Source organism: Lentisphaera araneosa HTCC2155 (genome assembly GCF_000170755.1).
In the GTDB taxonomy this organism is placed as follows: domain Bacteria; phylum Verrucomicrobiota; class Lentisphaeria; order Lentisphaerales; family Lentisphaeraceae; genus Lentisphaera; species Lentisphaera araneosa.
The window spans coordinates 110,220-124,062 of the sequence record NZ_ABCK01000017.1; the positions used below are offsets into that span (position 1 = coordinate 110,220).

Sequence of the window (13,843 nt, forward strand, 5' to 3'; positions counted from 1 at the left end):
GAAGAACATGAATTTATTTCTTAGTACCATCTATCTTTGTCTGAGTTTATTTTTCACATCGCTTTTGCATGCTGAAAATACTGACTCCATTATAGTAACAAAAGTAAGTGCCTCTTCAGTATTTAAACATTATCGAGCTGAGAATGCTGTCGACAATAAAATTACAGATGACTCGCGATGGCTTAATTCCCCTACACAGGAAGGGGCTATTTGGTTACAATTGGAGTGGGACGAGGTTCGCACCCTGCATAGTGTGCAAGTTTTCAGTGGTTTCCAAAAGGAGCAAGAGAGTATAGTCAGTGCTTTAGGTATTGAATTTCGCGAGCCTGATGGAACTTGGCGATCAATTCCATCTGCCATGGTGAAGGGAAATACTAATGCAGCGCTCAAAATATACTTTGACTCAAAAAATGAGATTAAAACAAATGCTTTACGGATTACAGTTACAAAGACAGAGGGTGGTATTGCACGTATTAAAGAAGTAGTGATTTTACCTAGCGAAGTTAAAGTGACGGAGCCTGTCAAAGAAGGCAATTATATTTACATTTGAAAACTGCGACCCTTTTTATTTCAAGCTAATCAATTATTTATACAATAGGAAACCCATGAATTTCAATTCAAGTCTGATCTACCTCTTAATGGCTTTGTATCTAACCAGTACTTTAAGCGCGGCAAGTCTGCGACCTATCAAAGTCACCAAGGTGAGTGCCTCTTCTGTATACCAAACAAACTTAGCAAAAAATGCAGTGGACAATAAGATAACGGATCAATCACGTTGGCTTAATGCCCCTACACAGGAAGGTGATATTTGGTTACAGTTAGAGTGGGATATAATAAGGTCAATCCAAGGCATTCATCTCTATAGTGCTTATGCCGGTTTAGATCCCGTTAAAGGTTTAACTATTGAATTTCGTCAAGAGAATGGTGAATGGGTTTCTGTGCCTTCTGCTAGAATTGAAGCTAATACTAGTACGGCTCTCGACATTCCGTTTGATACGACCATCGATGTCAAAACAAATGCTTTACGTATTATAATTACCAACACAAAAGGTCGTATCGCACGTGTTCAGGAAGTAGTTATTTGGCCTGCTTCAAATGAGCCTATGCCCCCAGTGAAAAAAATTACGCCGCCCTCAGAACTTAATGGCAAAGTAGTTATACCCAAAATTTATATCAATCAAAGTGGTTTTAATACTACTAAACCTAAACGCTTTACGGTTCCAACGCTCAATGACAATACAGTCTTTAGTATTCATTCTGCCGAAGGTGGACCAGCTTTATTTAATGGGCTTATCAATAAAAAAATAGGGGATTTTTCAGCTTTTGAACCCAATGATAATCATGAATATGTTATTAAAGCTGGCGATCACACATCAGTACCTTTTACTATCGGTCTTTGGCAGTTCGAAAGAATTACCTATCAGAATTCAATTGATTTCATGGTAGATAGTCGTCATTATGTGGGCAATTATAAAAAAGCTTGTCGAGGTTCTTTCGGTTGGCGTGATGATCATCATTTCGCTTGGGCACTACGTACCTTAGTTCCCCAGTATTTGTCGAATCCCAGTGCATATGATCGCATGCCAAAGCAGATCAAGTATGAGAGTTCAGAAATTGATTTTTGGGGTGCTTTAAAACCATATAAAAATAATGCTCCAGATATCGTAAAATTGATTCATTGGGGTGCGGATGTCAATGTGACACAAAAAACTGATCATGAGTTTCTCAAAGGTGAATTAGCTTTTTTTCTCTATGCTTGGCCAATGCTTAAACAATGGCTTCCCCAGCAAAATTACGATGCGGTTCTAGCTTTTGTTGAAAGTACATGGGCAAAAGAAGTGGCCAATCGTAAGTACCCCTATGATAAATCAGGGAATCATAACTTATTTGAACTCAAAATAAAGATTGGTAGTGCAAAAGGTGAGTTGCCACCTGGTCATAGTATTATGCCTAATTTATTGATGTATGAAGTGGCAAAACGCGATAAATTAAAGAACGCAGAGCATTACTTTGATGCGGCTTATCAGCAGGTGGACTGGATAGTGAAAAATCTCGATTGGGAAAACCCTGTAAACACTAAGGGCCAACGCTTAAGTGAGCATTTAACCATGACGAGTTTAGCTGCATTTTTACAGCTTTGTCCGACTAAATCTCCCAAAGGACTTAAAAGCAAGATTCAGCAATGGGCCAAAATTATGATTAGACGTTCCAATAATATGTGGGATTTTCGAAAATTGACTGACGATGGCATCTGGACTCCGAATGGAGAAAAGCGCACAATGTGGAACGAAGTTGGTAATGTGGTCGGTTTTCCTGCAGCAGTTTTAGCGGCGGAACCCTTCATCGAAGATTCTGCTAGCAAAGAACGCTTACATGAACTTGCTTGGAGCCATATGGATAATTCTTTTGGCCGTAATCCTGTAGGGCGCCATTTTTCGTATGATGCACCGCGTGAAATTGAAGGTGTAGAACACGGCTGGTTTTCTTATTATAAAGGTGGTATAGGCATGCTTGCAAATGCGAGATTCGTTTTTGATGGCGCTCCCAAGCATGTTCATTATCCCTACCATCCCGAAAAAGGCAATTATGGCTGGAGTGAAGGCTGGGTCAATTTTAATACAGCCTTTAATGTCAGCTTGGCCTATATGGCGAAAGCTGATTCCAAAATCGAACTCACTCAGAAATCAAATGAGATTACGATCAGTTTACGAGCACCACTGAATTTTGATATTACAAAAAATGAAGCGATTACTCTGACGGTTCATGGCAAGACTTCAAAAGTAGTTACGCTTACAGAAAAGTCGGCGGAATCACCTTATTATATCGCTAAGTTAAAAATTAGTGACTTAGCTTTGAAGCCTGGAGATACACTTAAAGTAAATTATGGTTTTGGTTACATGGAGACTACGGCAAGTATAAAAATAAAATGAGTGCAAATATTTGACTAAAGCGTAAAACTAAATTTTTTATATACTTGCGTATATGGCAATTAAAATGCGCATTTAGACATTTCCTACTTCTGAGTACAGGGGCTATGATATCTACACCATATAGATGCTAATCAGAAGAAATTTAGGGACTAAAAAATAATGAGTGCACTCTTTTCTGCGAGCCAATCGGCAAGCTTAAATCCTACTTTATTTTTAACAGTGTTTGCCGCTTATATTGCGATAATGATTGCAGTGAGTGTCGTTATATCAAAAAAATTAGTCAAGGCGCCAAATCATTTGTATGAAGAGCCTAACATCCATCCCTACTAATTAATCATTGGGCAAATTGCTCTGATAAAATGATTCAATATCAATAGTGTTCCCGCTGACCCGAGATTCTTCAGCGGCGAATCCAATAAGGTGACTTTGAACCGATACATGTACGGAACTATACATATCCTTTGGATCATCTTTACCCATCTCATCATAAAGAGCATTAACTAAACCAGGATCTCCGCCACCATGTCCGCCATAACCTCCAACCATTGGATCAACTACATAAGATGACTCTTCACTATCGAATTGACTTTTTATAATGATATCCGATCCTGTTGCCTGTTTTATAAGTTCTCCGCCTCTTAAACATGCCTTCGTTCCGAAAATCTCGATATTACGTCCATGGTCAAATGCCGTCATAGTAAATGATGCGGTGAGATTATCTTCAAACAACATATTAACCACCTGGTGGTCAACAACATTATTATCACAGTGATAAACACATCTTCCCCAAGGAGATTCCTTCAGCCACTCAATGACATCTTCATCTGGCGCCGGGTTGTTTTCATCATATACAGGCCAAACATGTGGTAACCAGCTACGCTCTGACGATGCGTATCTAGTCGCATTATAAGGGCACTCTATACCTGCAGGACAACCATCAGTATATCTGGCTGGTGCGCCTTCAGGAGCATTCTTTTTATTGAAATGCATCAAATCGCCAAAGCTGGAAACTTCTTTGCATGAGCGTCCAACCAACCAGCACAGGATATCCAAGTCGTGACAACTTTTTGCTATCAGCATTGGTGATGATTTTTCCTTAACACCCCAATGACCTCTCACATAAGAGTGAGATTGGTGAAAAGCACCAACTCCCTCGGACATATTCACACTCGCAATATCACCCAGCACACCACTCTCAACAAGTTCCTTTACCTTGCGGTAAAAAGGAGTATAACGAAGAACATGGCAAACAAGAACTTTACGTCCAAGTTTCTCTGCACATTTTTCAACCTTAATAATATCTTTCAAATTTGTACCAATAGGTTTTTCAACAAGAATGTCGTAACCTTTTTCAAGAGCAGTCAAACAGGATTTAATATGCATCGAATCCTGAGTCGCAATGATCATTACATCGGCAAGCTTTGGCTGTGCAAAGATCTCATCATCGTTTTCAAACCCTTGAAAGTCTGGATTATGACTGAGATTTTTTACATGTTCCAGTCTCTCTTTTGATGGCTCTGCCGCTGCTACGATCTCATAATATTGAGCCATTTTTGAAGCTAGCCCCAGATAAGTGCGCCCTCTCGAGCCACAACCGATACAAGCAAGTTTAAGTTTTTTCATCGTTCTAATTCCTTATATTTATAAATTAAGTACTTACTCTCAGCAAGAGTTATATCTTTTGATAAAGCGAATGGCTCAGGTCACTCAAAACTCAACATATGTCCTCTTATGTTCATCTGATTTAATATTATACATAAATGTGAAAAAATAAAAAAATAAGCCCTGTGATTACTTGCAAGGCTGTAATGCATGTGAAATCAATGTACTTATTTAAGTCGCTTTCAGCGACAAATTCTTAACTGTTATTTTACCTGTGCGCTTTTTCCCGTGAGGGAGTAATGAACCAATTGCAATGTGCGGAATTTTACTGCGGGACTTAGCACAATTGATCGGTCCGGCAATTTTTTCGTTGCCGACAAATATTTCAACAGTTCCGTAACCTTTTTCCGTCGGTTTCCAGACAACTTTCCAGGTGTTAAAACCCTCATTGTCACCCACGTACATTACGGATGCCATCCCGAATTGTTTAAGCTGATTGGCACATGTGATCCGCTTGGCTGTACCCCGCACCTTATTCAAGGTCGGCAGCAGGAGACTGGCCAAGATGCCAATTATAGCTATGGCTACCAGCAATTCTATTAGTGTAAATTTTTTCATTTATTTTAACGATCTTATTTATTATATTATCACTTGATTATTTCACAATATTGCTTTGTTATCATCTATGAATACATTAATATAAAGTAATGTAAATAAAGTATTTACGATTTTTGTATTTATTGGAAATTATCGAATGTGGGATAGGTCTATACTTATGTTTTTAACGAGATGACTTAGAAATAAAGCATCTTCGATAAACTGCTCAGGGCAATCACCCTTAACAAACTCTATCAAGATGGGGATTTCTTTTCCTTCATTTAATAAGCATTTTAAATATAAATCTAGATCGGACACTCCTTGCGATAAGGGATGACGATGATAATCATCTGGGTAAATTAATTCTCTCACAGTTCCATTGACCTTATTTTTATCTTTTGAGCCGACTGTCCAGTGGTAGATATGGACTGTGTATAAACGTGGGAGTAATTCTTTTAAACCCTGCAGGGCATATGAAGTTTTGTAGCCATGAGGTGGTTGCCACGAGAAAAAGACATTGGGGTGGACTACTAAGTTGGAGAATTTGAGTGCCGAATAATTATTATTTGTCAGAGTCCCATCATGGAATTCGAAGCAAATTGCGATGTTTTTTTCGGCAGCCATTTCAGCAATTTTGAGTGTGTCTTCAACTATAGATGCTATCTCCTCTTGTGAAGAATCTTCATAGTTTTTTGTGCCTGCCCAAACTCGTATGCTTCTAGTTTCTAAAACTTCCGCAGTCAAGAGTACTTTTGAAAAACTTGTTTGATTAACATCTGTAGAACCCACTCTGTAATAGCTTCCATAAGAAACGATCTCTAAACCAGCTTCCTTACTAAGCTTTTTACGTACAGAGCTTGTTCATAATCACCGGGTTTGACGTGGCATTTAGCATTCCACTCGACACAGGCTAGCTCTGTTCTTTTAGCTAAAGAGACAACTTCCTCTACACTATGTTTTGCGAGCGTAATGGAACATAAGCCTATCTTAATCATTAGGCTCTCCAGGCTAAAGAAGCTGGCTCAACTGAGTAAAGTAGGGCTTCTTCACGTGACCAGCGCTGAAAATCGGCTATAACAAAATCGGCCAAACGTCTAACTTCATCATTAGCACTGCCTGCTATATGACTCGTCATGTATATATTTTCTAAGGTATAGAGAGGGTTGCCAAGAGCGGGCGGTTCGGGATATTGGACATCGAGTAATGCGGTTAAATCTTTTCTTGTTTCAAAAACGTCTATCATATCTTCTTCATTTACTTGAGCACCTCTACCTGTATTGATAAAAGTTGCTCCTTGACGCATGGAATTAAAAAGAAATTTACTTATAATTTTTTTATTATTTTCTTTATCAGCTAAGTGATTGCTAACGACATAAGCCCTGCTAAATGCTTGCTCTAAAGTCACGAACTCATCGATACCAATTTTCTTGGCCTCTTCAGTACTATTATCGTGATAGTCACAACAAGCGATAATCTTGAGGTTAAAAGGCTTCAATAATTTAATCAAATGTTTACTTACAGCACCAAGCCCTATAAGGGCAATGGTTTCTCCATAAACACCATTCCCTACGGTCATTTGACTTTGTTGCCACGGACCTTTTTCGCACTGACGACTATTTTGGTAGAAATTTTTGCATGATAATAAAATTTGAGCCAAGCAAAACTCAGCTACAGGAATGGCATTGGCCTCTACAGCATTGATTATTAAAATGCCTCTCTTAAAGAATTCTTTGGCAAAGTAATTAACCGAGCCTGACGCACAGAACACAGCTTTGAGTTTGGGCATCTGCTCAATTTGTTGGCTCGTAAGGTTAAGCATACCCCAAGTCGTGAAGATAACTTCGATTTCAGATAAATTCTGCAATTCCTCAGCTAGATTTGCTGAGTTAATTCTAATGGGATACATATCTGTTATGGTTTTTAAGTGGGCTAGCCTCTCTTCACCATAAACATAATCAAGGATGCTTGAATCATAAAAATCCACATTATCTGCCATGATGACAGCTTTTCTTAAAGCCATCATGCTATTAGACCTCATCTTTTGTTGATTTTAAATATTTTCTATAGAGCATAAGCCCAATTGAAAAAATGACTCCACCCACAAATAAGAAGCATAAGCGACCACTCAATTCATTGGGGATCAACATGCCTAATAAAATAAAACCACCAAAGACCAAGCACATGAAACCAAGCATTTTATATTGCATGCCATCTTGGTGTTTGATATCTTCTAAATCATGGTCAATCGGGCGCGCCATATCTTCAAAAAAGACATCGACTTGTTGAATAAATTCAGGGCTTGATTTCTTGTAAAATATTGAGGTCATAAAAAACCAACTCACACTCACGACAAAAACTATTATGGTGATGAAAATATATTGAATATCGGCTTGTTCGGCAGCATTTAGTGGCGCCGTTTCTGAAAGTATTTTTAAGGCGAGCTCATCAGAATAAAGCATTTTAGCGAAGGCTCCCGATATAAGACCAACTAAAACAGTACTCCACGCTGACCATGATGGGGTCTTTTTGTACAAAATGCCTAGGACAACAGGTATCATAAGTGGCATTAGGATCATGCCATTCAAGACTTGAAAAATATCAAATAAATTCATTTCGCGAAGTTTATTAAATGCGATGGCAATAAGGATAATAATCAAACCAAAAACGACGGTAAATATCCGACCAACTAATAGTTGTTGCTCGCCGGAAGAATCTTTATTAACATATTTTAGATAGACATTCCTTACGAAGTACCCAGCATTTCTATTAACGGCGGTATCCATCGATGACATGGCGGCGGCAAAGATGCCGCAAATCAATAAGCCCATCATGCCTTGCGGAAGTGTTTTAAACGCCATGGCTAAAAAAGCCCCTTCAGCAGGCACTTTCATATCCGGAAAAACTGCAGTCATATCTGGGTAGACTACGGCGGCACATATTGCAGGTAACTGCATAATTGACTTAAGCGGAATGATAACAATGATCACCGCCATCATGATAACCATTTTACGCACTTGCTTACCATCCTTGGCCACTAGGTACTTAAAGCCTTCACCATTGAGGTCAATTGATATTAAGGTTAAGGTTAGAAGTGTCACCGCCACCCAGAGTAGTAATACCACTGGACGAGCATTTTCTGTGAAGTCAAAATGTCGATCAGGTAAAACATTATGTAAGTTTGAGACACCACCTATTTCAGGTAGGTTCACACTAAAGTACACAACAACTAAGACCGTTAAAAACATCAGCAAGCCTTGCACAAAATCACTTGCAGCCACGGCCCACTGGCCCCCAAACAAAGACATTACAGTGACAATAGTGGTCATCCCAATAATAGTCGTATTTGTATCAATAGATAAGGCACTGGCAAAAAATACCGCCACTGCATTTAGACCGACTCCCCCCCAAAACAAAGACATGGGCATAACGAGGTAGACATACATTTGTTCAGAGGCTAAACCAAATCTTTTATATACCGCTTCAAGAGATGTAATAACCCGCATTTGGCGAAAGCGAGGTGCTATGAACCAAAGCACGGGAACGGCTATGCCACCTGCAATCCACCAAATACCTGGGAGCAAGAATCCCGTCTGGTAAACTTTGGCGGCAGCCGCAGTAAAGCTCCATGCACTTATACTTGCCACAATAGCAGACATACCAGCTATCCACCATAACATATTGCCCCCGCCTCGAAAGAAATCGCTAGCATCACTATTGACGTTTTTAAAAACTTGACCTATACCCATTATAAAAACAAGGTATAAAGCAATCACTATCCAATCCCAGCCGACCAATGTGAATTCTATCATAATTCTCCAGTATATTAATATTTCTTATAAAGAGTATAATAATCATCACGATTAGATCAACAAACAGATTTATAACAATATGAATACTTATATGTAAATATATAATATTAATATGTTTATGATAATATAAATGAAAAAATTATAAGTGTAAACTAGCCTTATAGAAAGTTGTTCCCGTCTGAAATAATAGGAGTCAAGTGTAATTGCCTAATAGGTTCTTGCGGGTTTTTCATACGGAGAAAGAGTCTTTCAATGGCTTGGTCAGCAATCGATTCAACTTGGATATCGACAGACAAGGGCCTGGGGTATAAATTATCTAATACATAATCATTATTCACTCCAATAATGCATATTTTTTTGATATCCATTATTTGATGAGCTAACAAAATCTGGTGCAAGCCGATTGCTACAGTGTCTGAAGTTGTGAATATGGCCGTAGGTAAAACTTCTTGCTTACTTAAATTTTCAACAGCATTGTAGATCTCGATGAAATTTGGCTTATGCCCCCTTGGTGATTCGTCTTCCACAGAAAATCCACTATCCGTGTAAGTCACTAAGCCTGCGGATTTACATCGCTTCAAGAATGACTGTTTTCTCACTCCAATTTCTTCACCTAAACATGCCACCGTTTTATGGCCGTGTTTAATAAAATAATTCGCCGCTAGATCTCCAATCACACTCTCATAAGTCACATGATCAAAGTAATCAAATTTTTCCGTGGACCCCATCACTCTAACGCAGGGGAGTGACCTCAATTTTTGGAGTAACGTCAAATCACTGAGATCAACATTAAATAAAATGGCGCCATCAAGTTTTTTTGGGAGACTCTCCCAGGGCAGGTTTTTAGGTAGGTTTTTTATGATCAGATTAAAGTCTTCTTGGTTTAAAGCCTGTTCGATCCTTTGCAAGAGTCTGTGGTAGACTGGTGCCTGTAATAAGTAGGGTTCCACCTGAGTAAGAACCGCTATTTGTTTTTGTAGGTAACGCTTAGGCCTTCGTCTTGGTGCTCTATGTCCCTTTCTTTTATGAACAGGTTGTATTTCATAAGCCAATTTTTCTATGGCATCTTTAACCTTTTTTACCGTCAGGGGTTTTACGCTACTATTATTATTAATAACTCTTGAAACAGTTGGCTGAGATACCCCAGCAAGCAAAGCAACATCTTTTAATCTTACTGTATGGGCTTTCTTCTTATTTTCTTCTTTATCCATTGTATACCATCTTCACATAGCTAAGAGTCAAGACATATTATAAAAGAAGATCTATTTTTTAACAAGCCCTAAGTCATTCAAAACTGAGCTTTGACTCTGGATAATCGTACATATAGACTTACATTCCTCGCTTCAGTATTACGGCCTCATATGCGTCATAATACTGCTTCATTAGCACCTACGGGGCTAGTTCCATTCTTACACTAAATGATGAAAAAATAAAAATTAATTTTTCTGAAGGCTATTTTTTGAAATAGTTCTTATTCTATAAAGAAGAACTTCTTCATGGCGTAACTTCTTAGTAAAAGATGATTTTAATTGACTTAGGTAAATCCTTTAATAAGTTTTTATCAGTCGTTTTTTCAGGTAGATGAACTTCTTTTAAAGTTTTACAGGTCGCCAGGTGAGGGATGTGCTTGTTAGGATCATGCCTTGGCATGATGATTTTCTTTAAAGGGAGTCCGCGAATTGCCACGATTCTTCTACGCAACTTGGCGTTACGCAAATCAAGTTCAGTAATTTCAGTTCGATAGAGTGCATTGATATCATTGGCCTTGCTGGCGTCAAATATCACTTTGTCTCCTTCAAACTTCACTTCCTTCACTTGTGAATTTTGAAGTGTGAGGACTTCGGCGGCATACTGGCGCCTTTGTTCAAGAGTAAAAAAATGTAGTTTGGGGCTAAAGGTAAATTCGTTAATCATATTGTACAATTTATAGTCTGAATAGGTTCTGACGATCCACATGATCTCTTCAAAACTGAGGTCTTTGCGTCCTTTGAACTTATTGAGGCAGTCCTGACTCGCTAAAATATGATTGTTTTTGGGTGCCATACCTCCGAGCTGATAGGATTTTATAGATGCTTCAAATTCAAAAAGGCTTGCTTGTAAATAGCCCAGGTCGCGGTGAGATATTTGCAAGTTTTTATCTATTTCCACGGCAACTTGAGCTAAATCAATTCCCTTTAATACTTCGTAATTTTCCACTGCATCTCGAGCTAAATTAACCACTTGAGGAAGTGATTCAGTAGCAATGAGCTTCTTTAATTCATTGGTTTTTTGCCATTTTAGTAGAGTCTTTTTTGCGAGTTCTTCCGCTTGTTTGGCTTGTTGTGCGGAATTTCTGGCTTCGAGTTCACTTTGTTTAATCGAAAACATGAAGAGGCTCGTGGCAGTGATTAGGAGTAAAGTACTCATGGAAATAACGGTAGAGAGTAATTTATTTCTCTTGATTAATAGCTTGACTTGCACGAAAAAACTGGCGTTTTCAAGGCTGGTGGCAAAACCTCGTAAATAAGCAAGGATATCGTTTTTAAGCTGAGCTGCATTGCTGTAGCGTTCCTTTGGGTCGAGTTTCATGGCTTTTAGACAAATCGCCTCCAGGGCTGAAGGAATATTGCGTTTCGGGCAGAGAGTCGAAGGAGATGGAAAATCGCCAGCTTGAGTTTGTTCTAGAACTTCTTTGACTGAGCCAGAGCCAGGCCGCTTGAGAGTTAAAATTGTGTAGAGAATTGAACCTAGGGCATATATATCTGATTGGAAACTGCTTTCGGAAATAGCCCCTCGAGCTTGCTCGGGAGACATATATCCTGGTGTCCCCCTTACTAGACCATCTTGCGTGACAAAACTTTCGTTGACGATGAGTTCTTCGGTAAAGCTTTCTTTTTGGCGTAAGTCTCTCGCTAAGCCCCAATCACAGACCATGACTTCACCAAAGTGACTGATTTGGATATTTTCTGGTTTTAAATCCAAATGAATGATTTCTTGTGAATGGGCATAGGAAACAGCATCACATATTTTAACGAAAATCTCGAGCAGTTCACTTAAATTGAGTTCGGATTTATTGGCCTTTATTTCTTCGATAAGTTCTTGGAAGCTAATCCCTTCTACGAGTTTCATCGTAAAATAGACATTGCCATTCTCATCTACACCTAAGTCGTGGAGCGGGACAATATTGGGGTGTTCTAGGCGGGCACAAATTCGCGCTTCCCGCAAAAAGCGCTCGCTTGAATCACGTTTAGCTTCACCTTTTAGGGTGGCAATAGCCACTTTTCGACCGGTGAGTTCATCTTTGACTAAAGCGACAGTTTTCATGCCTCCTTCGCCAAGTTCGGCCTCTTGAGCATAACGCTGGGTGGAATTCTTTAGTTTTTGGTACAGCTCACCTGCACCTTGATCCTCGCAAACAGCATCGTCAAAAAGTTTACCAAAGTTGCGTTTTACTTGAAATTTATCCGACATAATGCGTGGCTATGATTGAGTTGACTAAATGATTCGTAGGTGTGTATATATTAATCTGTACTGCGAATTAACCAAGTTTTGGAGCGTTTTTTGTGTATGGCTCGTTTTGTTTGCTTGATATACCAAAGCACAAAAAAGCCTCGTCAGATGCGAGGCTTTTTAAAATTTTCTGTGAGGAAATTATTTTTGGATAATGAATTTTCTCAAGCGACCAGTTGAGTTCCAGTCTTGTACGTAGAGGTTGAGGTCTTTGTCTAAAGCGCAACCGTGAGGAGCTGTGAAAACAGAAGGCTTCCAATCTTTTGTTTTTACACCGTAGTTATGATGTTGCTTTTTGTCAGGGTTATCACCGAGGATAGAAATGACTTTAAAATCTTTGTCGAGGATGACGCAACGGCCAGAAAGTTCAGCGACGGCAATATAGTCACCCATAATAGAGATCGCACAGGGGCGACGGAGATCAGTTGTGGGAGTATCGACATATTCACCTTCGAGCGTCATGCGCTGGAGTTTGCGGTTTTCGCGATCAACCACAATAATAAGTGGTTTTTCACCGCGCGTATCAATGGTGAGGCCGTGGCTGGTACGGAATTTGCCATTGCCATTGCCACCGCCACCAAAGCTTTTGATGTATTTGCGATCAGCAGAGTAGAGATGAATTAAGCTTGTTGAGTAACCATCGGCAACATAGATGCGTCCATCGGGAGCTATGTCAATGGCGGTAGGCTTGTAACGAGGTTTCTCTTTTTTATAAGCAGCGTGATCTGGGTGTCCATGGATGGTCCAAATTATATTGCCATCGAGGTCAATTTTACAAACTTTGCCTTTGCCACCCGGAAAAGCCGCATAAATAAATTCTTTGCCATCTTCTACTTTAAGGGCAAGGTTATGACTGCCTGCAGTTTCTTTGCCAAAAGCTTTGTGAGCGTGACCATCGCCGCAAAATTTTATAATGCCGTCTGCGCCATTAGTACTGACGTAGACGTTGCCTTCTTTATCAATCGCAACGCCACCGTGTGTTGAGCCTAAAGTTGGTTTGCCTTTGATGGTTTCACCCCAGTTGAGATCAACTTTATAGGTGAATTTTCCCTGGCCAGTTAGGTAGTCAGCATCGACAAAGGGTGCTTTCTGTAAAGCTTCGGGATTGATTTTGTGACTGTGGCCTTCATGAGAAAGTCCGGTGAATGAAGCGGCGAGTAAGCCGAGAGTTAAAAGGTATTTCATTTCTATGTCCAATTAATTTTCAATGATTGAAATTATATAAGTTATAAATAGTTTTAAAAGTTGATTTGAGAATTTTTAGGTTAAAATTTCGTCGACGACGCGAGCACCCTCAACACCGGTGAGCTTGAAGTCTAGCCTTGGAACTTGTAGTGAAGCGGTTGTGGTCGATGCCCAATTGATTGAGAATAGTTGCATTGAGGTCGTTGATGTGAATACCTCCATCAACGATAT

At 39.4% G+C, this 13,843-nt stretch carries 12 protein-coding genes; 3 read left to right on the forward strand and 9 right to left on the reverse strand.

All coding sequences use genetic code 11. From position 1 onward, the window contains the following. Positions 1 to 7: 7 nt before the first annotated feature. From LNTAR_RS16555 to LNTAR_RS27265, 3 genes are all read left to right on the forward strand, one after another. Complete coding sequence (locus tag LNTAR_RS16555; protein WP_007279889.1) at positions 8 to 550, forward strand: discoidin domain-containing protein; 543 nt, start codon at positions 8 to 10, stop codon at positions 548 to 550. Between the two features lie 55 nt (positions 551 to 605). Further along, positions 606 to 2,930 (forward strand): discoidin domain-containing protein, encoded by a 2,325-nt coding sequence (locus tag LNTAR_RS16560; protein ID WP_007279890.1) that lies wholly within the window; start codon positions 606 to 608, stop codon positions 2,928 to 2,930. 159 nt (positions 2,931 to 3,089) lie between these two features. Next, the gene (locus LNTAR_RS27265) at positions 3,090 to 3,260 is read left to right on the forward strand and encodes a hypothetical protein (RefSeq protein ID WP_007279891.1); all 171 of its coding nucleotides are present in this window, start codon (positions 3,090 to 3,092) and stop codon (positions 3,258 to 3,260) included. Here the strand turns inward: LNTAR_RS27265 and LNTAR_RS16565 are convergent, their stop codons facing one another. From LNTAR_RS16565 to LNTAR_RS16600, 9 genes are all read right to left on the reverse strand, one after another. Then, the gene (locus tag LNTAR_RS16565; RefSeq protein ID WP_007279892.1) at positions 3,261 to 4,553 is read right to left on the reverse strand and encodes a Gfo/Idh/MocA family protein; all 1,293 of its coding nucleotides are present in this window, start codon (positions 4,551 to 4,553) and stop codon (positions 3,261 to 3,263) included. A gap of 210 nt (positions 4,554 to 4,763) precedes the next feature. Next, the gene (locus LNTAR_RS28365) at positions 4,764 to 5,150 is read right to left on the reverse strand and encodes a type II secretion system protein (RefSeq protein WP_007279893.1); all 387 of its coding nucleotides are present in this window, start codon (positions 5,148 to 5,150) and stop codon (positions 4,764 to 4,766) included. A gap of 129 nt (positions 5,151 to 5,279) precedes the next feature. Next, positions 5,280 to 5,918 carry a sugar phosphate isomerase/epimerase family protein gene (locus tag LNTAR_RS16575; RefSeq protein ID WP_007279894.1) on the reverse strand — a complete coding sequence of 213 codons (639 nt, stop codon included), beginning with the start codon at positions 5,916 to 5,918 and terminating at the stop codon, positions 5,280 to 5,282. Between the two features lie 29 nt (positions 5,919 to 5,947). Then, positions 5,948 to 6,124 carry a hypothetical protein gene (locus LNTAR_RS27270; RefSeq protein ID WP_007279895.1) on the reverse strand — a complete coding sequence of 59 codons (177 nt, stop codon included), beginning with the start codon at positions 6,122 to 6,124 and terminating at the stop codon, positions 5,948 to 5,950. Continuing rightward, complete coding sequence (locus LNTAR_RS16580; RefSeq protein ID WP_007279896.1) at positions 6,124 to 7,152, reverse strand: hydroxyacid dehydrogenase; 1,029 nt, start codon at positions 7,150 to 7,152, stop codon at positions 6,124 to 6,126. The genes LNTAR_RS27270 and LNTAR_RS16580 overlap by 1 nt, the downstream gene beginning before the upstream one ends. 4 nt (positions 7,153 to 7,156) lie before the next feature. Continuing rightward, on the reverse strand, positions 7,157 to 8,938 hold the full coding sequence (locus tag LNTAR_RS16585; protein ID WP_007279897.1) for a sodium:solute symporter family transporter: 1,782 nt from the start codon (positions 8,936 to 8,938) through the stop codon (positions 7,157 to 7,159). Positions 8,939 to 9,096: 158 nt separating this feature from the next. Beyond that, positions 9,097 to 10,149: a LacI family DNA-binding transcriptional regulator gene (locus tag LNTAR_RS16590; protein ID WP_007279898.1), complete on the reverse strand. Its 1,053-nt coding sequence runs from the start codon at positions 10,147 to 10,149 to the stop codon at positions 9,097 to 9,099. Positions 10,150 to 10,447: 298 nt separating this feature from the next. After that, positions 10,448 to 12,388: a serine/threonine protein kinase gene (locus LNTAR_RS16595; RefSeq protein ID WP_007279899.1), complete on the reverse strand. Its 1,941-nt coding sequence runs from the start codon at positions 12,386 to 12,388 to the stop codon at positions 10,448 to 10,450. 180 nt (positions 12,389 to 12,568) lie between these two features. Continuing rightward, the gene (locus tag LNTAR_RS16600; protein ID WP_007279900.1) at positions 12,569 to 13,612 is read right to left on the reverse strand and encodes a 6-bladed beta-propeller; all 1,044 of its coding nucleotides are present in this window, start codon (positions 13,610 to 13,612) and stop codon (positions 12,569 to 12,571) included. Between the last annotated feature and the right edge of the window lie 231 nt (positions 13,613 to 13,843).